We start from the raw sequence: 19,677 nt of genomic DNA on the forward strand, positions 1-19,677 counted from the left end.
CCATCATGAAGGATTTTGCTCACTTGGTAAAAACCATCGATAGCACCAACAAAACCAACCAAAAGGTTGAAGCTTTAGCCCAGTATTTCAAAAACGCTTCCAACACAGACAAAGTTTGGACCATTGCTATTCTTTCCCATAGAAGACCGCCAAGACCAGTGAACAGTACATTAATTAGAGGTTATGCTTCAGAATTAGCAGAAATCCCACTATGGCTTTTTGAAGAATCCTATCATATTGTTGGAGATTTGGCAGAAACCATAGCGCTTGTGGTTCCTAATAAAACTAGAACTACAGAAAAGAGCCTCACTCAGTTCTTACAAGAAATCCTTCAACTAAAACCAAAATCAGAAGAAGAAAAAAAAGAATACCTCATCAAAAACTGGAGTCAACTCGATTATTATGAACGATTTGTGTTTACAAAATTAATCACTGGAGGATTTAGGATTGGCGTAAGTCAGAAATTAATGACCCGGGCATTATCCAAATCAACGGGTATAGATGAAGATATTTTGGCCTTTAAACTCATGGGAAACTGGGATCCAAATAAAATATCCTATTCTGAATTAATTCTCGAAGAAAACGAAGCCGATTACCTCTCTAAACCTTATCCTTTTTACTTAGCCTATGCCATCGCAGAGGATGCTTCTGAACTAGGGCAGCCTAAAGATTGGATAGCGGAACATAAATGGGATGGTATACGAGCTCAACTCATTGTAAGGAAAGGACAGCTCTTTGTGTGGAGCCGTGGTGAAGAATTAGTCACCGATAAATATCCAGAGTTTGAGGTATTTACAGAAGTACTCCCAGATGGGACAGTACTGGACGGGGAAATTTTGCCATATCCCAACGATAGTATTGGTGATTTTAAAGACTTACAAACTAGAATAGGGCGTAAAAATGTAAGCAAAGCACTCCTAAAAAAACTCCCTGTTATCTTAAAAGCTTATGATATCTTGGAACACGAGGGGAAGGATATTCGTTCTACACCTTTTGAAGAAAGACATGAAATCCTTGATGATCTCTTTAGAAAACATTCAAAAAACATTATTCCCTTTCACCTGTCTGAAACTATGCGTTTTACATCTTGGGAGGATATGGCAAAAGAGCGAGAAAAAGCTAGAGATATTAAATCTGAAGGACTCATGATAAAACGTGCAGATTCTGGATATGGTGTGGGTAGAAAAAAAGGAGACTGGTGGAAATGGAAGTCAGATCCGTTTAGTATTGATGCAGTGCTAACTTATGCCATGAGAGGCCATGGACGGCGTAGCAATTTATTTACAGACTATACTTTTGCGTTATGGAACGACGATAAATCAGAATTGGTCACCTTTGCAAAAGCCTATTCTGGACTTACAGATAAAGAGTTTAAAAAAGTAGATGCATGGATAAAGAAAAACACCATTGAGCGGTTTGGTCCCGTAAGAAGTGTAGAATATAAGCATGTATTCGAAATCGCTTTTGAAGGCATTGCAGAATCCAAACGCCACAAAAGCGGTATGGCAACAAGATTCCCTAGAATACTTCGCTGGAGACAGGATAAAAAGATTGAGGATGCCAATACTTTAAGTGACTTAAAAGCTATGATTCCAGATTAGACTCTATCCTTCTTTTAGTTTTTTGCGGTAGATAAAATCATTTAAAAACCAAGAAAATGCTCCGTAAATTCCTCCGCCAACAACAATGGAGATAAAGAGTTGGACAAAAAAGTCTGCATTTGACATTTGCCCCCAATTTCCCCAATAACTTAATACTGTATTTAAAGCAAATACAATAATCCCAAAACCAACTCCGTGCTTGGTAATATATTTTGCTTTTCCTTGACTTTTTATTCGTTCCCAGTTTTCAACAAATTTCTTGTCGGATTCTTTCATATATCATCAATTGGATAAGAAGATCTTATCGATTTCTAATTTAAATTCTTCTACAGCTTTATTCCCTATTAAAAATGTGACTTCTTCAATGGACTCAGCGTTAAAGTTGGGCAAATCTAAGCTTCTTCCTCTATAAGTTGGATAAAATGCTGAAATTTCTAGTTTCACTGTTTTCCAAGTGGGAGTCACTTCAAAACTGTTGACATAGGAGTAGTAATCCCCCCTTTCTTTCTTTAATCTGAATTGATAAGTTGAAGGGTTTCCTCTTACTTTTAAAATGATGTATTTGTAACTTCCTACATTACTCATATTGGTGAAATGCCTTACAGAGGCAAAGCCTCCGTTGTTTTTTAAGGAGATTTTACCTGTGAAAACACCATGGCCTTCCTCATTTAAACTCATTGTACTTGAAGATAATCCACCCATGACTCCATCATTCACAATGGTCCAATTTTCTAGATTTTCACTAGAATTAAAATCGTAAATCAGTTGTTCTTGTGCCATACAGGTTGAGATTATTAAACATAAAATTAAAGTTTTCATAGAAAAATTTAGTTTGACCTTAAATTTAAGTATTTTGAAATAAAATACAACATAATGAGTCAAGCTCTTTCAAAAACTTATTTTGAAAATCCTGATGTGGTCGCCCTCGCTAAAGACTTAATTGGAAAAAGGCTAAACACCTTTAGTGATGGAGTATTGACTGCTGGTATCATCACAGAGACCGAAGCTTATGCCGGGAAAGGTGATAAAGCATGCCATGCACACTTGGGTAGATTTACCAAGCGGACTCAAGTGATGTACGAGTCAGGGGGCATTGCTTATGTTTATTTATGTTATGGCATACATCACCTGTTCAATATTGTAACCAACACCAATGGCAATGCCGATGCCATTTTGATTAGAGCGATTGAACCTACTCAAGGCCTCCAAAAAATGCTAGAGCGCAGGAATAAACAAAAGCTTGAAAAAAGCTTAACCTCTGGCCCTGGTAATGTAACAAAAGCTTTGGGGATTACAAAATCTCATAATACTAAAAGCGTCCTTGGCCAAGACATCTGGATAGATAACCCTGGGATTAAAATAGAATCTATTGTCGAGACCACAAGAATTGGGATTGATTATGCAGAAGAGGATGCTAATCTCCCTTGGAGATTTTATAAACAAGATTCAAAATATATTTCAGTTAAATAAAACTTATGAAGCTTTTTAAAATACTCGTTGTAATCCTACTTCTATTGGCTGTTGATACTTTATACAGTCAAGATAAATTATTTTTTAATAGAATACATCAGTTTGAACATCTAGAATGTCAACATCCTATTGGAACCATCATTAAGGATAAAGTCTTTTATAGCAACAATGCTGACAACACTACATATATGAATTTTTACAATACTGAAAGCGATACTTTATACGTGGACTTTACAAAATATGGTAGTTACATCGCTTTCAATCAGTTTAAAAAATCCGCTTTTCTAGAAGCAAATGTTGTGCTAATGGGATTCATGAAAGGAGTTCCTATTGACGCTGTATCAGTCTCAGAAGCTAGAATGAAATTTCGTGTAAACAAAGTAAAGGATACGATGGTTGAGGGTAAAAAGCTTAAGCATATTCAAATCCAACCAAGAAACACGAAAAAGCACAACTTCGAATCTTACAATATATTCATCAATACAAAAGTTGAAACTGAAATTCCACTATATACCTCCCCAACCATATTTTTCCTTTTGAAAGGAAGTTTAAAAGATCTTATAGGGACTGTTGTGGAAACTTATTTTATTGATCTGGAAGGGTATCGATATTGTCGTGATATATTAACTGGGTTTCAAATTATCAACAAACGAGTCATCCTTAGATAAAAGTTAACCTTGTATGTACTTCTTTGGTGTAGTTCCAAACTTCTTTTTGAAAGCCGCTATAAAGTGACTTGCCGTACTGTAACCAATATTTAGTCCAACTTCATTAACGTTATGCTGCCCTTTTTCAAGTAACTTCCTGGCGTAGTCCATTTTATAATCGAACAAGAAGGAAAAAACAGTGTCACCGTATATTTCTTTAAAGCCCTCTTTAAGTTTTTTCAAACTTAAGCCAACCTCATCAGCAAGTTCTTGAAGCGTTGGAGGTTCCACCATTCTCTGAAGAATAATTTTTTTGGCTAGTTTTATTTTTTTCACATTGTCTTCATCATCTAGAAATGGACATTGTTCTATATCTGCTTCCGCAGGTCTATTAAAATAAAGACCTATAAGTTCATAGGCTTTTCCCTTTAAGTAAATCTTTCTTACTGAGGGATGTAAATTAAAATTTAAAATCTGGGTCAAAATTACAGCCATGGCAGGAGAAACATTCACTTCTTTATAATACTTCTTATCGCGATTGTCTTCGGTCAGAAAGTCGATATAATTGGCTTCAGCAGAGAATAACGTGTGGAGTTTCTGGATGGAAATTAAAATAGATACCGACCAAGATTCTGGAAAGGCTGTTAAGTTTATAGGAAGATCTCGCTCTGGATTATATAACAGCAAGGAACTGTCTTCCTTTATATTCAGAGCATAATTACCTTCATTGAAATTAAATTTTATTTCCCCTTTTACGCAAAAGTGAAATTGAATAAAATCTGCACCAATATAATGAGTGATACATTCTTCAACCTCAGATTCATTTTTGATAGATAAGATAGATATTCCCTCTTCAATCTCTATAAACTGTTCTGAACCTCTAGCGTTATTTTTTTCTGATGCTAATGCCATAATGCTCTGTCTTTTATTTAGAATCGTTCTAATTAAAACCCTTCTAATTCATCATAATCATTACAAAATTACTGAATAAAGCTGATAATTATCAGTTTTTAAATAAAAATACGTTAAACGACAAAAAAGGAACTTTGAGCGTTACTTTTAACTTGACTTATGCTATAATTTTGTAGTCCATAATTTTGGAATAAAGAATGCTAAAATACAACGTTTCTACACATATAAGTTTCTATGTCATCGGCATTAGCTATCAGAAAGCGGACGCTAAGACTAGAGGAAAATTTAATCTTAATATAGACCAAAGAAAGGCTTTATTACATAAAGCTAAATCTCTTGGTCTCGATTCTGTTGTCACCTCATCGACCTGTAACAGAACTGAAATCTACGCCTTTGCAAATCAAGAAGAAACCTTAATTGATTTGCTTTGTGAATTTAGCCTTGGAGACCAAGAAACATTTTCTGAAAATGGCTATGTGCTCAAAAACGAATTGGCGATAGACCATATGTTTAAAGTTGGAAGTGGTTTAGATAGCCAAATTCTTGGTGATTTTGAAATTATAAGTCAGATGAAATCTGCTTTTATTTTATCAAAAAAACAAGGCATGATCAATCATTTTATGGAGCGCCTTGTAAATTCGGTCATACAAGCAAGTCGAAGAATCAAAAATGAAACTAAAATATCTTCAGGAGCAACTTCTGTATCCTTTGCTTCGGTGCAGTATATTTTAGACAATATTGGTCGTGTTTCAGACAAAAAGATATTGCTGTTTGGAACTGGTAAAATCGGTAGAAATACTTGTGAAAACCTAGTTAAACATACTAGCAACAAGAATATTACTCTTATTAATAGAACAAAAGATAAAGCTGAAGAAATCGCAGGTAAATTCAACCTTATTGTTAAGGATTTTTCAGAATTACAGTCAGAAATAAGATCCACAGACATTCTTATCGTTGCCACAGGTGCTCAAACCCCAACAATTACAAAGGAATTGATTTACCCCAAAAAGGAACTTCTTGTGCTAGATCTTTCTATTCCTAAAAATGTTGCTGAAGACGTCCAAGGTATGGACAATGTAAAATTACTCCACTTGGATTACCTGTCTAAACTTACGGATGAAACCCTTTCTAAAAGAAAACAATTTATTCCTGAAGCTGAAGCGATTATAAAAGAAGTGAGATTTGAGTTTGATGAATGGCTGGACACTCGAAAGTTTGCACCTACCATCAAAGCACTGAAAGAAAAATTCAAGAACTTTAAGGAAGAAGAACTCGATTACCAAAGCAAAAAGAATATAAAATTCGATAAAGAGCAGGCTGAAATTATCAGCGATCGCGTTATACACAAGATTACACGAAGTTTCGCAAGTCATCTCAGAAATGCTAACGGTTCCACAGAAGACAGTATCGCTTTACTTAAAAAAGTATTTGAATTGGAGATGGATTCCGACTAACTCTTTTTCCCTTTCATATTAAAATAACTCTATCCCACCATGTCAAACACTATATCTATAGGTACTCGCGATAGTGAGTTAGCCATGTGGCAAGCCCATAAAGTTAAAACACTGTTAGAAAGTCAAGGGTATTCCACTATTCTTAAGCCCGTAAAATCTACAGGAGATCTCAATCTTGATCAACCGCTTTACGAAATGGGCATTACTGGAATCTTCACAAAAACACTTGATGTAGCGATTATAAAAGGAGATATAGACATTGCAGTCCATTCGATGAAAGATGTGCCAACAGCATTGCCGAAAGGAGTTGTAGAGGGCGCTGTTTTACCAAGAGCCAACACAAGTGATATTCTTCTTCACAAAGGCTTATCGTTTTTGGAAAATAATGGAACCATTGCTACCGGTAGCTTAAGAAGAAAAGCCCAATGGCTGAATAAATACCCTCAACATAAAGTAGAAAATTTACGAGGTAATGTGAATACTCGCCTTCAAAAGCTTGAAGATCATGATTGGAATGGGGCCATATTTGCAGCTGCAGGTTTGGAACGTATTAACTTAAAGCCAGACAATCACATAGAATTAGATTGGATGATTCCTGCCCCTGCTCAAGGAGCTATGCTTGTAGTTACCATGGAACATAATACGGTATGTAGAAAAGCTTTAGAAAAACTTAATCATACAGATACGGCTCTAGCTGTAAAGGTAGAACGTGAGTTTTTAAAAACACTGGAGGGTGGTTGTTCCGCTCCTATTGGTGCTCTAGCCACTATAAAAGGGAATGAAATTAATTTACGAGCTGGACTGTATAGCTTAGACGGCAAACAGACCTTTACTATTCATGAAACAATTTCCATAGACCATGTTGAGGGTTTTGGCGAACGTTGTGCAGAGCATGTTCTAAAACAAGGCGGTGGAAAACTTATGAAAAGCCTTCGTAAAATTTTATAATATGCCCTCTGTTCTTTCTACTAAAATATTAACTCCCCCGCAGAAGAATTTATTAATAAATGCCGGCCTAAGCCTTACAGAGTATAACGCTATCCAAATAGAAGTCTTGGAACTTCCCCAAGAGAGGTATAAAGAGCATTATCCTCATGCCATAATCACTAGCCAAAAAGCGGCAGAATTGATAAAACGTTTTTCTATCGGAAAATGCTATTGTGTAGGAGACAAAACAGCCTTAAGCCTTAAAGATGATGGCTTTCTAGTTGAAGCCAAAGCCAACAACGCTAAAGACCTTGCCGAGACAATCCTCCAAAATTACCGCAATCATTCTTTCACTTTTTTTGGAAGTCAACAGCGCATACCAGAACTTTCGGAAATGCTCCGAGAATCTGATATTGATCTCAAGGAGGTTTTCGTGTATAAGACACACTTAATTCCTAAGCAGTTCAATAGATCCTTTGATGCTGTCTTGTGTTTTAGCCCTTCTGGTGTAGATAGCTTATTTAAGCTAAATGCCTCATTAGACTCAAACCTAATTTGTATTGGTAATACCACTGCAACTCAGGCTAAAAAATATTCCAAACGTGTTTATGTTTCTAGTAAAACCTCTGTAGAAAGCCTTATTGTTAAAGCTGTTCAGCTTTTACGACCTTAACTAAAAAATCCCGCTGTTTGGCGGGATTTTAATTTTAAAAGACAATATGTTATTCGAAATCAGAAGCTGTAACTCCATCATTAAATTTCACCTCTTCTATTTTAATATCAATAGTTTGTGGTCCTAAGTCTTGACTTAACATCATAGGAACCATAACTCCGTTCTTATCTGTATAATCACCATACATAAGTTTAGACGTCATTTTTTGACCCATCTGTTCTGCTGTAGTTTCTGTAGCTAGTTTTAGCCCAGTATCTACGCTGTAAAACTCTCTTACGTTATCCGTTAATTTGATCACATAAGCATCTTCACCGTTTATAGATTCTATGCCAGTTAGCTCTGCAGAGTCTGAAACCTTTTGTTCTGTAAATAAGCCAGACATGATTTTAGCATCTTTTACTTGTTGCTCTGTATAGTCCATTTTTTGACCTTGAGCAGCAGTAAAGCCTTTCTCACCATCAAAAACTTGTTTAGACAATGTATTCCCATTCATTTGAACAAGCTCTAACATTTTTCCATCTTTGGTCAGCTTTCTAGTAAAAGAAAGACTCATTCCTTGTACAGAGGCATTACCTTTCATCATCATGTTATCCACTTTAGAAACAACATCATTGCCTCCTATAGCTTTTATATAGCTATCGTAAACTGAAGTTACAGTTACGCCTTCAGGCAATTCTTTTTTAAATTCAGGTTTTTCAACTTTTTTAGTTTCTTTATTGAAGTAAAGAACAGGAATGGTTTTACCCTTGTATTCTATTTTTTCGAGATTTTCGACCACTTCAGATCCTTTTCCAGCGATAACGACTTGCATTTGATCGGTTTTCAAATACTTGTTAGCCACTCTTTTGATATCTTCTTGAGTCACTGCATTAATCTTTTCTAAGTATGTCTCGTAAAAATCTTTACTCAAATTTTCTATTTCGATATTTAGAGCATAACTAGCTACAGTAGAGGGCTGCTCTAATCTCATAACGAAAGATCCTGCAAATTTTTTCTTTGTATCCTCAAGCTTGCCTGCATCGACTTCTTCATTTCTGATTCTGTCCACTTCTTTAAAGATTTCTACAACTGCAGAATCTGTTACAGCATTTCTTACCCCTACAGAGGCTACAAATCTTGAAGCATAACGACTAGCACCCACGTTTGATCTGGCGCCATAAGTATAGCCTTTGTCTTCTCTTAAATTCATATTGAGGTAACTTCCAAAACTTCCTCCTAAAATTTGATTCATAACCAATACAGGGAAATAATCTGGGTCTGCTGTTTTAAGATCTACTGTATTTTGAACAATAATTTCACTTTGTACAGCATTGGGCATATCTACAAAGTCAATCTGAGTATACTGTGCTGGTTTTACTGCAGGAATAGAAGTACTTGGTGGTGTTGCTTTTTTCCAATCACCAAAGGTTTTCTTTACGATTTTCTTTGCCTCTTTTTTAGTAATATCTCCAACGATAACTAAGTAGGCATTTTCTGGAACAAAGTAATTCTTGTAAACATTCTTAACATCTTCAAGAACAATTCCCTCCACAGACTCTACAGAAACATATTGTCCATAAGGATGATTAGAACCATAGGATAAAGTACTACTCAACCTATTCGCAATAGTTCCCACATCTTTTTGGCTGGATTTTAATCCTTCCATAAGTTTATTTTTTTCACTTTCGAATTCTTCTTCAGTGAATTTTGGCATTAATGCACCCTCCGCCATTAATTCCATTACTCGTGGAAAAAATTTGGATAATGAACTTGCCGATGCACTTTCTGAACCAAAGCTGATGTTGGCTCCTAAAAAGTCAATTTCTTCGTTAAACTCGTCTTTACCAGTCTTCTCTGTTCCTGTTCCTAGCAAACTAGCTACCATAGCTTGAGTTCCTGGTTTCTTTTCAGTAAAAGGCTTATTGTCTATAATAAGGCTTGCGGAAACCCGAGGTAACTTATCGTTCTCCACGACTAGAACTTTTAAGCCGTTGCTTAAACTGAAAGTTTCTGGCTCACCAATATTTACTGTTGGGGCAGGTCCAGGCTTAGGCATTTGTGATCTGTCAATTTGAGCAGTTATACTCGTGCTTACTAAGCATACTATTAGTAATGCAAATATCTTTTTCATTTGTTTGTGTTTTATTCGGTTGGTTCTGGTAAATAATCTAATTCAAGTCTTTGGTTTTCTTGCAAGTATTTATTTGCTACTTCTTTAATTTCTTCTCTAGTAATACTTCTATAGATTTCAATTTCTTCGTTGATCAAATTTGTATTACCATAAAGCATTTGATAAGTTGCTAAAGAAGAAGCTATACCTTGGATACTAGAATTGGAATTGACAAATTGATTTTCAAATTTATTCTGAAGTTTTTGATACTCTCTTTCAGTAATTAATTCAGTTTGTAATTTCTCAATCTCTTCGTCCATTACATCCCTAAGTTTAGATAATTCCACATCACCTAGAGGCAAAGCTCCTATTAGATAAGTTCCATAATCTTCTTGGCTTCTAGCAAAAGCAAGAACTTGGAGAGCAATTTTATCCTCATCTACCATTCTTTTGTACATCCTAGAGCTTTTACCGTCTGTTAAAACAGATGAAATCATATTTAGCACATACGCCTCTCTGTCTTTCATAGATGGAGTTCTATAGACCAAAGCGGTTAAAGGAATCTGAATATTGCTATCGTACTCTGTAGCTATTATTTTATCTTCAATAGGATCTTCTGTAATATTCACTCTCTCAACCTCATCTCCAGAAGGAATAGACTGAAAGTAATCTGCAATCATTTTTTTTGTTTTAGGAACATCTATATCTCCAGCAACAACTAAAGTAGCGTTGTTTGGATTATAATATTTGTCGAAAAACGCCTTAAATTCATCAAGTTCGGCAGCATCAAGATCTTCCATGGTTCCAATGACGGAATTTTTATAAGGGTGCTTGTCGAACATGTAAGGGTTGATTCCCGTGGAGTAAGCAACTCTTCCATAAGGTGCATTATCAATTCGGGATCTCTTTTCCTCTTTTACCACTTCATTTTGAGTATCTACACCTATTTTATTGATTACAGGATGAAGCATACGCTCAGATTCCATCCATAATCCAAGCTCTAAAGCATTTGAAGGAAAGGTTTCATAGTAATAAGTTCTATCTTGAGTAGTGTTGGCATTGTTGCTGCCTCCGTTAGCGGCAACTACATTAAACCATTCTCCTCTCTCAATATTTTCTGTACCCTCAAAAAGCAAATGTTCAAAAAAGTGAGCGAATCCTGTTCGACCAGGCTGCTCATCTTTTGCACCTACATGGTACATCACTCCTACGGTTACTACTGGCGCAGTATTATCTTGATGTAAGATAACATTTAAACCGTTGTCTAAATCGTATTCTGTAAATTCAACCTTTTGCGCGTGGGCTAAAGTGATGAAAAATACAAAAAAAGATAACATAATAGTTTTAGTCATTTTTTTATAGTTTTGATTATATATAATTAGTATAAAAATAAACAAATTGTTACAACATTTATGATTAAAAGAGAAATTTTAAAAAACTTAAGACTTTATTAATTTAGCTGGTAAATTCTTATCCATTGGTAATTTTAATATATTAGCAGTTAAAATATATTCATGAATCGATTTGTATTATCCGTAAGATTTGGTATAGCATTGACTTCCTCATTAATTGCTTACTTCTTGGTGCTGTCATTATTCAACCTCCATATCAACCCCTTATTTAGTCTATTTAATGGAGTTATTACTGGTTTTGCCATTTTCGAATCCATCCGTTATAAAAGAATAGAAAAGAAATCCGAATACAATTACACCACTGGATTTCAAGCTGGGATTGTTACTGGGTTTTTGGCGACTATCATTTTTACGCTTTTTATGGCTGTGTATGTTACCGAAATTGATCCTGACTTTATAAGCAAAATTGCAGAAAATTTTTTCAAGTCCTATAATACTGGTGTTGGTGTTTTTGCTTTTACCGTGCTTTTATCAGGCTTAGCAACCACTATAGTCTTAACTCTTTCTTTTATGCAACTCTTCAAACACAAGCTAAAAGAGTAATATAGACTTTGGGTATTTTTATTGCTCCTTTATTTATAAAGTGCTATATTTGCAAACTATTTTTAGTAAAATTAAACAACTAAACACTATGTATGCAATTGTAGAGATAGCAGGGCAGCAATTTAAAGTTGCGAAAGACCAGAAAGTGTTTGTTCACCGTTTAAAAGAAGATGAAGGTACCAATGTATCCTTCGATAAAGTTCTTTTACATTCAGACGGAGACAACATTACTCTTGGCGCCCCAGCTATAGATGGTGCTTCTGTAGACGCTAAAGTCGTTAAGCACTTGAAAGGAGACAAAGTTATTGTCTTTAAAAAGAAAAGAAGAAAAGGATACCGTAAGAAAAATGGCCACCGCCAGTATCTTACTGAAATTCACATCGAAGGTATTTCTGTTTCTGGAGAAAAAAAGAAAGCCGCTGCTTCACCTAAAAAAGAGGAGAAGAAAGCTGAAGACAAAGAAGCTAGTTCAGACTTAAGTAAGCACACCGTTGCAGAACTTAAAGAAATGGCTAAAGAAAAAGGCTTAGAAGGATATTCTGCTTTGAAAAAGGCAGAACTCATTGAGTTATTAAGTAAGAAGTAAATTAAACTTAAAAATTAAACATCATGGCACATAAGAAAGGTGTTGGAAGTTCAAAAAACGGAAGAGAATCACAATCAAAACGTTTAGGCGTTAAGATTTTTGGAGGACAGCCTGCTATCGCTGGTAATATTATTGTGAGACAAAGAGGTACTGCTCACAATCCTGGTGATAACGTATATGCTGGAAAAGACCATACACTACATGCGAGAGTTGATGGAATTGTTCATTTCAAGAAAACAAAAAATGATAAATCTTTTGTTCACATTCAACCGTTCGAAGCATAAGTAAGTATTCATTACAATAAAAAGCCCTTAAATTATATTTAAAGGGCTTTTTTTTAGTTGATAGATTCAACCCATAAGTATAAAACATCTAATTTTTAGGAATTCAATTGGATTATGATAATCAATTTTCTAATTGATCTTTAACTTAGAAAGCTTTAAGAGCGGATTAATTTATTTATTTTTAAAATATATTATTGCACCAATTATGCTGCCGACTATTAGACCAAATAAAAAAACATAAGAACTAATATAATCCATTATTAACCTCTTTGTTTGGATAAAAAACACTCTATCAATCTACAAAATATGAGGCAGCGCCGATCACTGATCCTATAATTAGACCAAAATAAAAAAATATACATTTTGGCTCTTTTTATATTCTCTTCTTTTTTGAGTTTTGATTTTATATTCTCATTTTCCATTATGTGGTAGTTTTATTCGTTCTTAATAAATATTGTTTTAAATATACTTTTTAAAAAGTATATTTAAAACAATATTAGAATCTTACTCCCAGGGTTAAAATGTCAATTAATTATATATAATTAATCAAACCAGCCTTCAATTGCATCAACACCTGCAGCAATACCATAGCCTGCACCAGCTCCGACAATCATGCCGCCTACAACGTAGCAGGCAAAAATTGTTCCAGAAAGAATTACGCCTCCATCGGTATTTTCTAGTTCTTGTGAATTAAGTTCTATTAATCCTGATTGATCTTGTAATTTTAGAATTCTCATAATGTTTTAATTTTTTATTAATGTTTAATCATCGAAATATGCTGCAGCACCTATTCCTGCTCCCAAAGCGAGGCCAAAAATAAAGATATATGATTTGATATTTAAGGTTTTAGTCTTTTGAACGTTATTCATTTCTTCTTTGCTGTTTGGTTAAATATAGTAAACTAGGTTAACAATTCTATTCTAGAATCTAAGGATTAGAATAGTAATGAATAATATTACTACATGAAAGGTAATAATAAGGAAATTCCATTTTTTCACAGGATGTTCTGTTTTAATTCATTTTTCATATCCATTCTTTCCAGTGAAAAAATGTTTGAGTTTTCATTTAAATAATCAATTAATAAAATGGCTTTTTGGCTATTTTACTTTTATTCATGTTCAATTGTTCGCTTTTCACATATAATTGATATAAAAGTTCAACAAGCTGCTGAATATGAGATTCTTGTAAGTTTGACAGATGATTGAGTAATTCAGAACTTTCTATTTGACTTATTTCACTTATGCTTAAGTCAAGTTCGCCCTTCAGAGCTTGGCTAACTTCGTCAAGGTCATCTTGAGTATTTTCAGATTTTGAACCACTAATTTTCTCTATTAAGCCAATAAGTAACACACTTAATCTTTCAATCTCCCTCATTAAATAATCTTTACTCTGTTGCATTCGCCTCATTTTTATAAAGATAACAACCAACTTCCGAAGGATGATCCTGAACATAAGTATTCATAGCTTCATTTCTAAGGATATACACCATCAAAGCATCTCCTGCCGCTGCAAAAGTAAAAAAAACTCCAAAAATAAAAAGCCAGATATTATCAAATATTATAGCATAAATAGTGGGTAGCAAACCCATTAAGACACCAGGCATCATTGCTCCAAATATATAGTGTTTAATTTTTAATGGCTCTTTACAGTGACAATAAGGTGTTATTAATTGCCAAACAATACCGAACTTAATTGAATTAAATCCATTTTGTGCAAACATACTCCAACAAATACCGTGTATGAGTTCATGAACAACAACTCCAATAATGGCTATGCCTAAAATTAATAGAGAAAGGCTAAATGCCCCTTAACTTTCAACAAAATCAAGTAAAGACTTACCAAGGTTTGGCAGCGTGTTATCATTGTAGTTTAGAAAGTAAAAAAGAAAAAAAATATAAAATTATAAATGGTAATATAAACAGAATCCCTAAAAAGTTTGCTTCTAATACAAAAACAGTTTTTTTTTCTTTATTTTTTATCATTGTTTAAAATTAAAAAAAAAGCCATTAACTATGATAGTTATATGGCTTTTGAAATTAAATTAAAGCCTAAGCCATACCTATAAAAGGTAGTCTTGTAAAAGCCCCAATCAATATTGTTCCAAGGAAATATCCAAATTCGTAAGAACCTGGAGTTGGATCATCACCCCCATTTATTGAACTTAATTCTATACTTGTCAAAGGCCGCAATTCACCAATTTCATTTTTCATTTTTTTTGGTTTTAATTATTAAATGAGTAAAAAGTAGTAATACAAGTGAATAAATTATAATATTTATTGTCTTGTTAGTTAAAATTGATAAAATCGAAAAGGACTCTTGATCATTTGTAAGTATTGTATCTATAAGCACTAAAAATACTATGATAAAAGCAATATAATAAAGATAATTCAGTGTTTTTTTCATTCTATATAGTTCTATAAACAAGGTTCGTGTCCAATAGTCCGTCATATAAACTAGGATTTTATTGGCGTTTAATTTAAAATCAAAACATTAGTGTTTTAACTAAATCAATTTCAGAGTAGTTATTAAAATTTTAATTTTAGAGATTTAACTAGTAGGTAAGTGCAAATTGCCCCAATACTTAAAAACAAAATTTTAATAAAAAAAATAGTCTTTTAAAGAAATAAAAAAAATAGTTTACACTTATCAAAACAACAAAAGTTATCCAGCAATAAACTATAAATACTGGATATTTCCATTTTTTAAAGATAAAGGCAAACAAAAAATACACTAAAGGTATTCTTATAAAGTACTTTGTAAAAAGTATCAAAACATCATTTATTTCATTTCCCATAATATCCAAAATAACATATAAATAAAGCAAAAGCTACAAATTTTTATAGCTTCTGCTTTAAAAAACTTTTCCTTACTACCAAGACCTGCCAAAGAGAGACCCTGAAATAGACATTGATAATTTTAAACAATCTGATTCAAAACTTACAGCATAAGATATTGCGTAAACAGCGTCGTAAGAAGCGCTTCCGCTGGGTACTTCATAACCACCATCTATTTTAAGTAATTCGTTTGTACTTAATTCTGTGATATTTTCATATGTTTTCATAATTTTAAATTAATTATAGTGGATTAGCATCTTGTCCATCTTGAAATCCTGCTTGCATGGCTTCCCAAGTTGAGCCGTAATCAATATCACTTGTAAGTATTGTATCTATAAGCACTAAAAATACTATGATGAAAGCAATGTAATAAAGATAATTCAGTGTTTTTTTCATTCTATATGGTTCTATAAACAAGGTTCGTTCCCAACTAGTCCATTAAATAAGCCGTGATAAAAACTTCCTATTGTATCAAAATGTAATGCAAAGACATCCGCAATAGGCCCTCCTGCTGAAACAGTTACTAATTATTGAGTAGATAATTTTTCCATATTATTTAAAAGTTGATTGATTAAGCTGGATTATTCCAACCATGTAAAAGATGTTCAAGCACGAATTCTCCAATATTTTTACCCAATTGATAAATAAGATAAGCTGCGATAAAATATAACAGAACCTTAAAAAAAGTGTTCTCTAGTAACGATTCCAAAAATGTTTTCATAATTTTAAATTAATTATAGTGGATTAGCATCTTGTCCATCTTTAAACCCTGCTTGCATAGCTTCCCAAGTTGAGCCGTAATCAATATCACTTGTAAATATTGTATCTATAAGCACTAAAAATACTATGATAAAAGCAATATAATAAAGATAATTCAGTGTTTTTTTCATTCTATATAGTTCTATAAAGAAGGTTCGTGTCCAATAGTCCGTCATATAAACAAGGATTTTATTGGTGTTTAATTTTAAAATCAAAACATTAGTGTTTTAACTAAATTCTAAGTTCAAGTAATAAGTGCGAAACTAATATTTAAAACTCTTGGGGCTAGCCCCAAGAGTTTTAGTATCAATTATTATATTAGTCTTGCATGAAAAATTATAAACAATTAACCTTAGACCAAAGGTATAAAATACAAGCTCTATTAAAAGCAGAAATCGGTAAAAATGAGATTGCCAACATTATAGGAATTCATCCGGCAAGTGTTTACAGAGAGCTTAAAAGAAACACCGCCAAACGCGGCAAGACATCAGGTAATTATGTGGCAATAAATGCACAGAGACGTACAGACTCACGCCATAAGTTCAAGCCTAAAAAACTGTTGTTGACAGAACAAATGAAAGAGCGGATTGCTGGGCTGCTCCGCTATGAAAAGTGGAGCCCCGAACTTATCAGCAATCGCTTAGAGCTTGACGGTGAGACCTGCGTTAGTCACGAGACAATTTATCAATGGATATGGGATGTTAAGAAAAGCAATAAGAAGATAGCCTCTAAATACTCCAAGCTCTATAAGAACCTTAGGCACGGAAGTAGAAGACAAAAAAGAGGTAACATAAAAGATAAAAGAGGAGCTATCAAGGGGCGTGTAGGTATTGACAAGCGTCCTGATGTTGTAGATGATCGAGAACGAATCGGGGATATCGAGGTTGATCTGATGATGGGAAGTGAACATAAATCAGCGCTTTTAGTAATGACCGATAGAGCTACTCTTATAACAATGATAGAGAAGCTAAAAGGTAAAGAGGCCAGTGAAGTTTATGATAAAATGCAGCAGAGACTTACTAACTTTAGTTATTCTTGGGTAAAGACATTGACCTTTGATAACGGTAAGGAATTTGCACAGCATCAAAAAATAGGGAACTTTTAAAGGCTAAAACATATTTTACAAGACCTTATACCTCGCAAGACAAAGGAACGGTAGAAAATAGAATAGGTGTGATAAGGAGATTTTTCCCGAAGAAAATTGACTTAAGAGAAAAGCAAATCAAAGGATTAAAGAAGTTGAAAGATTACTAAATTACAGACCGATTAGAAGTTTAATTATGATAACCCAATTGAAGAACTAAAAAAATAAGTGTGTTGCACTTATGAGTCGAACTCAGCAATAAATTAAAAAAATATTGATTACATAAATTTATAATCTAATTATTATTGGTTAATTTTTCATAAGGATTTTCAACTGAATCTACTCCACTCTTAAAATCCTTGGGATGATTTTGAGCATCATTGATTAAAAACCCAATTAAAAGTAATAAAAATACAATATAATACAAAATATTTTTCATGTCATAGATATAAAATAGCACATAACTTTAATCAAGTTATGTGCTATAATTAATACTTATAAGTTATAAGGATTCGGCGCTGCATCTACCCCAGCATTAAAATCATCAGGATTATTTTGAGCATCATTAATCATAGCTGCAAGAAGCGAAACAACTGGGATCCACCATGCACCACCTTGAGTTTTCTGAACTTCATAAGGACTTAACTCAACTAAATTTAATTTTTCTAAATTCATAATTTTATTTTTAAGTTATTTATTTGCACCCTGTCCCTGGAAATCGGCATTTTCAAGCCCTTGTCCAATAGTTGCTAAAGTTCCGACAACATAACCAAGTACGTATGCCATCCAACCACCTCCTTCAATTTCTTGTGTTTCTTGAGCATTTAGCTCAGCGACATTTAATTTTTCTAAATCCATAATTCAAATTTTAAAGTTAAACAAAGTTTTTAATTGCATCAAAAGGTTTTCTCGAGATATTTTGATAATTCAAATCTAAGTTTGTCTACTGCACAAAACATGCAGTGGTTTTAAAAAACTACTATTTTTCCAAAATGGTCTACTAGCTCATAACATAATATCTAAAACTAAACATCATGGCACATAAGAAAGGTGTTGGAAGTTCAAAAAACGGAAGAGAATCACAATCAAAACGTTTAGGCGTTAAGATTTTTGGAGGACAGCCTGCTATCGCTGGTAATATTATTGTGAGACAAAGAGGTACTGCTCACAATCCTGGTGATAACGTATATGCTGGAAAAGACCATACACTACATGCGAGAGTTGATGGAATTGTTCATTTCAAGAAAACAAAAAATGATAAATCTTTTGTTCACATTCAACCGTTCGAAGCATAAGTAAGTATTCATTACAATAAAAAGCCTTAACTAATAATTTAAAGGTACGTTTTTTATGTAAAGTCTGTCACGTCCTAACATAGCGATACACTAAAACCCTAGTGTTATGCAAACATCAGTAAAGAGTGAGTATGTGAAGCGTACTCAAAAAGATTACTCGCTTTCTTTTAAGCTTCAAGTAGTCGAAGAAATTGAATCTGGTCAACTTGGTCGTTTAGATGCATGTCATAAGTATGGCATACAGGCAAGATCTACGATCACACAATGGCTCAGAAAATATGGTACATTTGATTGGGATAATTTATCTAGAGAACCTATGTCAAAAACACCTGAACAAAAAATACTTGAGCTTGAAGCAAAAGTAAGGCTGCTTGAAAAGCAGAAAGCTAGAGCTGAGCATCTAGCAGAACGTGCCGATAAGAAGGTCATTATCTTCGATATGCTGGTCGATATGGCTGAGAAGGAATATGATATTCAGATAAGAAAAAACTACACGCCCGAGTTATTGAAGACTACAAAGGACAACACAAAGAAACGATAGTTTCTACCTGTGATTTACTCGGGCAGAATAGACAGGTCTATTACAGAGCGCTGAAATCGAGAGCTTATAAACAATCCATTGCACAACAGGTCATTGTCTTGGTGCGTGGGGTTCGTAATATAATGCCTAGGCTTGGCACCAGAAAGCTATACCACATACTTAAAATGGAATTATCAATCTTAAAGGTAGGCAGAGACAAGCTTTTTAGAATACTAAAGGCTAATCATATGCTTATAAAACCTAAAAGGAGCTATCATATAACGACCGATTCCCATCATAGATTCAGGAAGCATAAGAACATAGTGAGTAATATTGAGATTGAAGAGCCCGAACAAATATGGGTTAGTGATATTACCTATGTGGGAACAAGAGCCAACCCTACCTATCTTGCATTGATCACAGACGCCTACTCCAAGAAAATAATGGGGCACAATGTGTCTAACAGTCTAGCTGTGGATGGTTCGCTACAGGCTTTGGAAATGGCTCTGAATAATAGGAGCACCAAAGACAAGCCGTTGATCCATCATTCAGACAGAGGCCTCACAATACTGTTCAAATGATTATCA

Annotated in this window: 26 protein-coding genes and 1 pseudogene; 13 read left to right on the forward strand and 14 right to left on the reverse strand. The window is 33.9% G+C overall.

Annotation, left to right across the window (positions count from 1 at the left end):
* Positions 1-5: 5 nt before the first annotated feature.
* Positions 6-1,601, forward strand: coding sequence for an ATP-dependent DNA ligase (locus PGOND44_RS00805; RefSeq protein WP_003434852.1), 1,596 nt, complete (start codon positions 6-8; stop codon positions 1,599-1,601).
* A gap of 3 nt (positions 1,602-1,604) precedes the next feature.
* Here PGOND44_RS00805 and PGOND44_RS00810 read toward each other — a convergent pair whose 3' ends face one another.
* Together PGOND44_RS00810 and PGOND44_RS00815 are read right to left on the reverse strand one after the other, a co-directional pair.
* Positions 1,605-1,877 (reverse strand): hypothetical protein, encoded by a 273-nt coding sequence (locus PGOND44_RS00810; protein WP_003434854.1) that lies wholly within the window; start codon positions 1,875-1,877, stop codon positions 1,605-1,607.
* 6 nt (positions 1,878-1,883) lie between these two features.
* A complete protein-coding gene (locus PGOND44_RS00815; protein ID WP_003434857.1) occupies positions 1,884-2,381 on the reverse strand; it encodes a CIA30 family protein in 498 nt (165 codons plus the stop codon).
* 93 nt (positions 2,382-2,474) lie between these two features.
* Here PGOND44_RS00815 and PGOND44_RS00820 point away from each other — a divergent pair, with 93 nt between their 5' ends.
* Positions 2,475-3,071 (forward strand): DNA-3-methyladenine glycosylase, encoded by a 597-nt coding sequence (locus PGOND44_RS00820; protein ID WP_003434859.1) that lies wholly within the window; start codon positions 2,475-2,477, stop codon positions 3,069-3,071.
* Between the two features lie 5 nt (positions 3,072-3,076).
* Positions 3,077-3,739: a hypothetical protein gene (locus tag PGOND44_RS00825; protein WP_003434862.1), complete on the forward strand. Its 663-nt coding sequence runs from the start codon at positions 3,077-3,079 to the stop codon at positions 3,737-3,739.
* A gap of 3 nt (positions 3,740-3,742) precedes the next feature.
* Here the strand turns inward: PGOND44_RS00825 and PGOND44_RS00830 are convergent, their stop codons facing one another.
* The gene (locus tag PGOND44_RS00830) at positions 3,743-4,630 is read right to left on the reverse strand and encodes an AraC family transcriptional regulator (RefSeq protein ID WP_003434865.1); all 888 of its coding nucleotides are present in this window, start codon (positions 4,628-4,630) and stop codon (positions 3,743-3,745) included.
* 197 nt (positions 4,631-4,827) lie between these two features.
* On the opposite strand from PGOND44_RS00830, the gene hemA reads away from it, so the two are divergent.
* The 3 genes from hemA to PGOND44_RS00845 are packed head-to-tail and all read left to right on the forward strand — an operon-like array spanning position 4,828 to position 7,684.
* Positions 4,828-6,084 (forward strand): glutamyl-tRNA reductase, encoded by a 1,257-nt coding sequence (gene hemA, locus PGOND44_RS00835; protein ID WP_003434868.1) that lies wholly within the window; start codon positions 4,828-4,830, stop codon positions 6,082-6,084.
* A 39-nt stretch (positions 6,085-6,123) separates the two neighbouring features.
* Positions 6,124-7,032 carry a hydroxymethylbilane synthase gene (gene hemC, locus PGOND44_RS00840; protein ID WP_003434870.1) on the forward strand — a complete coding sequence of 303 codons (909 nt, stop codon included), beginning with the start codon at positions 6,124-6,126 and terminating at the stop codon, positions 7,030-7,032.
* Position 7,033: 1 nt separating this feature from the next.
* Entirely contained in the window at positions 7,034-7,684 is a 651-nt protein-coding gene (locus tag PGOND44_RS00845) for a uroporphyrinogen-III synthase (RefSeq protein ID WP_003434872.1), read from the forward strand.
* Between the two features lie 49 nt (positions 7,685-7,733).
* Here PGOND44_RS00845 and PGOND44_RS00850 read toward each other — a convergent pair whose 3' ends face one another.
* Together PGOND44_RS00850 and PGOND44_RS00855 are read right to left on the reverse strand one after the other, a co-directional pair.
* Complete coding sequence (locus tag PGOND44_RS00850; protein ID WP_003434874.1) at positions 7,734-9,794, reverse strand: insulinase family protein; 2,061 nt, start codon at positions 9,792-9,794, stop codon at positions 7,734-7,736.
* Positions 9,795-9,805: 11 nt separating this feature from the next.
* Complete coding sequence (locus PGOND44_RS00855; protein WP_003434877.1) at positions 9,806-11,125, reverse strand: M16 family metallopeptidase; 1,320 nt, start codon at positions 11,123-11,125, stop codon at positions 9,806-9,808.
* 162 nt (positions 11,126-11,287) lie between these two features.
* On the opposite strand from PGOND44_RS00855, the gene PGOND44_RS00860 reads away from it, so the two are divergent.
* The 3 genes from PGOND44_RS00860 (at position 11,288) to rpmA (PGOND44_RS00870) (ending at position 12,598) form a co-directional block, all read left to right on the forward strand.
* Positions 11,288-11,728: a DUF4199 domain-containing protein gene (locus PGOND44_RS00860; RefSeq protein WP_003434879.1), complete on the forward strand. Its 441-nt coding sequence runs from the start codon at positions 11,288-11,290 to the stop codon at positions 11,726-11,728.
* Between the two features lie 88 nt (positions 11,729-11,816).
* Positions 11,817-12,314 carry a 50S ribosomal protein L21 gene (gene rplU, locus PGOND44_RS00865; protein ID WP_003434881.1) on the forward strand — a complete coding sequence of 166 codons (498 nt, stop codon included), beginning with the start codon at positions 11,817-11,819 and terminating at the stop codon, positions 12,312-12,314.
* 23 nt (positions 12,315-12,337) lie between these two features.
* Positions 12,338-12,598 (forward strand): 50S ribosomal protein L27, encoded by a 261-nt coding sequence (rpmA, locus tag PGOND44_RS00870; protein WP_003434886.1) that lies wholly within the window; start codon positions 12,338-12,340, stop codon positions 12,596-12,598.
* 542 nt (positions 12,599-13,140) lie between these two features.
* Here the strand turns inward: rpmA (PGOND44_RS00870) and PGOND44_RS00875 are convergent.
* The 7 genes from PGOND44_RS00875 to PGOND44_RS00910 form a co-directional block, all read right to left on the reverse strand.
* Entirely contained in the window at positions 13,141-13,335 is a 195-nt protein-coding gene (locus PGOND44_RS00875) for a class IIb bacteriocin, lactobin A/cerein 7B family (protein WP_003434887.1), read from the reverse strand.
* A 340-nt stretch (positions 13,336-13,675) separates the two neighbouring features.
* A complete protein-coding gene (locus tag PGOND44_RS00880; RefSeq protein WP_003434888.1) occupies positions 13,676-13,996 on the reverse strand; it encodes a hypothetical protein in 321 nt (106 codons plus the stop codon).
* Positions 13,983-14,381, reverse strand: coding sequence for a DUF3267 domain-containing protein (locus PGOND44_RS00885; RefSeq protein ID WP_081606501.1), 399 nt, complete (start codon positions 14,379-14,381; stop codon positions 13,983-13,985). Before PGOND44_RS00885 ends, PGOND44_RS00880 begins: the two co-directional genes overlap by 14 nt.
* Positions 14,382-14,646: 265 nt before the next feature.
* Complete coding sequence (locus PGOND44_RS15480) at positions 14,647-14,808, reverse strand: hypothetical protein (protein ID WP_155943773.1); 162 nt, start codon at positions 14,806-14,808, stop codon at positions 14,647-14,649.
* A 659-nt stretch (positions 14,809-15,467) separates the two neighbouring features.
* On the reverse strand, positions 15,468-15,659 hold the full coding sequence (locus PGOND44_RS00905) for a hypothetical protein (RefSeq protein WP_003434902.1): 192 nt from the start codon (positions 15,657-15,659) through the stop codon (positions 15,468-15,470).
* A gap of 13 nt (positions 15,660-15,672) precedes the next feature.
* Positions 15,673-15,828 (reverse strand): hypothetical protein, encoded by a 156-nt coding sequence (locus PGOND44_RS15485; protein ID WP_155943774.1) that lies wholly within the window; start codon positions 15,826-15,828, stop codon positions 15,673-15,675.
* Positions 15,829-16,166: 338 nt separating this feature from the next.
* Entirely contained in the window at positions 16,167-16,367 is a 201-nt protein-coding gene (locus PGOND44_RS00910) for a hypothetical protein (protein WP_040555637.1), read from the reverse strand.
* 152 nt (positions 16,368-16,519) lie between these two features.
* Between PGOND44_RS00910 and PGOND44_RS00915 the strand changes: the two are divergent.
* Positions 16,520-17,537 (forward strand): annotated as a pseudogene (locus PGOND44_RS00915) (IS30 family transposase).
* 233 nt (positions 17,538-17,770) lie between these two features.
* On the opposite strand, the gene PGOND44_RS00920 reads toward PGOND44_RS00915, so the two are convergent.
* Positions 17,771-17,950 (reverse strand): hypothetical protein, encoded by a 180-nt coding sequence (locus PGOND44_RS00920; RefSeq protein WP_003434909.1) that lies wholly within the window; start codon positions 17,948-17,950, stop codon positions 17,771-17,773.
* Positions 17,951-17,965: 15 nt separating this feature from the next.
* Positions 17,966-18,133 (reverse strand): bacteriocin, encoded by a 168-nt coding sequence (locus PGOND44_RS15490; protein WP_155943775.1) that lies wholly within the window; start codon positions 18,131-18,133, stop codon positions 17,966-17,968.
* A gap of 176 nt (positions 18,134-18,309) precedes the next feature.
* On the opposite strand from PGOND44_RS15490, the gene rpmA (PGOND44_RS00925) reads away from it, so the two are divergent.
* From rpmA (PGOND44_RS00925) to PGOND44_RS15740, 3 genes are all read left to right on the forward strand, one after another.
* Positions 18,310-18,570 (forward strand): 50S ribosomal protein L27, encoded by a 261-nt coding sequence (gene rpmA / locus PGOND44_RS00925; protein WP_003434886.1) that lies wholly within the window; start codon positions 18,310-18,312, stop codon positions 18,568-18,570.
* A gap of 106 nt (positions 18,571-18,676) precedes the next feature.
* A complete protein-coding gene (locus PGOND44_RS15735) occupies positions 18,677-19,111 on the forward strand; it encodes a helix-turn-helix domain-containing protein (RefSeq protein WP_003434914.1) in 435 nt (144 codons plus the stop codon).
* Positions 19,112-19,275: 164 nt separating this feature from the next.
* Positions 19,276-19,671, forward strand: a complete 396-nt coding sequence (locus PGOND44_RS15740) for a DDE-type integrase/transposase/recombinase (RefSeq protein WP_201764722.1) — start codon at positions 19,276-19,278, stop codon at positions 19,669-19,671.
* Positions 19,672-19,677 lie beyond the last annotated feature (6 nt).

The organism is Psychroflexus gondwanensis ACAM 44 (genome assembly GCF_000355905.1).
GTDB classification, from domain to species: Bacteria; Bacteroidota; Bacteroidia; order Flavobacteriales; family Flavobacteriaceae; genus Psychroflexus; species Psychroflexus gondwanensis.

Coding starts and splice junctions, on each gene's coding strand:
- PGOND44_RS00805 (WP_003434852.1), top strand. CDS start 6: ATGAAGGATTTTGCTCACTTGGTAAAAACCATCGATAGCACCAACAAA.
- PGOND44_RS00810 (WP_003434854.1), bottom strand. CDS start 1,877: ATGAAAGAATCCGACAAGAAATTTGTTGAAAACTGGGAACGAATAAAA.
- PGOND44_RS00815 (WP_003434857.1), bottom strand. CDS start 2,381: ATGGCACAAGAACAACTGATTTACGATTTTAATTCTAGTGAAAATCTA.
- PGOND44_RS00820 (WP_003434859.1), top strand. CDS start 2,475: ATGAGTCAAGCTCTTTCAAAAACTTATTTTGAAAATCCTGATGTGGTC.
- PGOND44_RS00825 (WP_003434862.1), top strand. CDS start 3,077: ATGAAGCTTTTTAAAATACTCGTTGTAATCCTACTTCTATTGGCTGTT.
- PGOND44_RS00830 (WP_003434865.1), bottom strand. CDS start 4,630: ATGGCATTAGCATCAGAAAAAAATAACGCTAGAGGTTCAGAACAGTTT.
- hemA (WP_003434868.1), top strand. CDS start 4,828: ATGCTAAAATACAACGTTTCTACACATATAAGTTTCTATGTCATCGGC.
- hemC (WP_003434870.1), top strand. CDS start 6,124: ATGTCAAACACTATATCTATAGGTACTCGCGATAGTGAGTTAGCCATG.
- PGOND44_RS00845 (WP_003434872.1), top strand. CDS start 7,034: ATGCCCTCTGTTCTTTCTACTAAAATATTAACTCCCCCGCAGAAGAAT.
- PGOND44_RS00850 (WP_003434874.1), bottom strand. CDS start 9,794: ATGAAAAAGATATTTGCATTACTAATAGTATGCTTAGTAAGCACGAGT.
- PGOND44_RS00855 (WP_003434877.1), bottom strand. CDS start 11,125: ATGACTAAAACTATTATGTTATCTTTTTTTGTATTTTTCATCACTTTA.
- PGOND44_RS00860 (WP_003434879.1), top strand. CDS start 11,288: ATGAATCGATTTGTATTATCCGTAAGATTTGGTATAGCATTGACTTCC.
- rplU (WP_003434881.1), top strand. CDS start 11,817: ATGTATGCAATTGTAGAGATAGCAGGGCAGCAATTTAAAGTTGCGAAA.
- rpmA (WP_003434886.1), top strand. CDS start 12,338: ATGGCACATAAGAAAGGTGTTGGAAGTTCAAAAAACGGAAGAGAATCA.
- PGOND44_RS00875 (WP_003434887.1), bottom strand. CDS start 13,335: ATGAGAATTCTAAAATTACAAGATCAATCAGGATTAATAGAACTTAAT.
- PGOND44_RS00880 (WP_003434888.1), bottom strand. CDS start 13,996: ATGCAACAGAGTAAAGATTATTTAATGAGGGAGATTGAAAGATTAAGT.
- PGOND44_RS15480 (WP_155943773.1), bottom strand. CDS start 14,808: ATGAAAAATGAAATTGGTGAATTGCGGCCTTTGACAAGTATAGAATTA.
- PGOND44_RS00905 (WP_003434902.1), bottom strand. CDS start 15,659: ATGAAAACATATGAAAATATCACAGAATTAAGTACAAACGAATTACTT.
- PGOND44_RS15485 (WP_155943774.1), bottom strand. CDS start 15,828: ATGAAAAAAACACTGAATTATCTTTATTACATTGCTTTCATCATAGTA.
- PGOND44_RS00910 (WP_040555637.1), bottom strand. CDS start 16,367: ATGACGGACTATTGGACACGAACCTTCTTTATAGAACTATATAGAATG.
- PGOND44_RS00920 (WP_003434909.1), bottom strand. CDS start 17,950: ATGAATTTAGAAAAATTAAATTTAGTTGAGTTAAGTCCTTATGAAGTT.
- PGOND44_RS15490 (WP_155943775.1), bottom strand. CDS start 18,133: ATGGATTTAGAAAAATTAAATGTCGCTGAGCTAAATGCTCAAGAAACA.
- rpmA (WP_003434886.1), top strand. CDS start 18,310: ATGGCACATAAGAAAGGTGTTGGAAGTTCAAAAAACGGAAGAGAATCA.
- PGOND44_RS15735 (WP_003434914.1), top strand. CDS start 18,677: ATGCAAACATCAGTAAAGAGTGAGTATGTGAAGCGTACTCAAAAAGAT.
- PGOND44_RS15740 (WP_201764722.1), top strand. CDS start 19,276: ATGGAATTATCAATCTTAAAGGTAGGCAGAGACAAGCTTTTTAGAATA.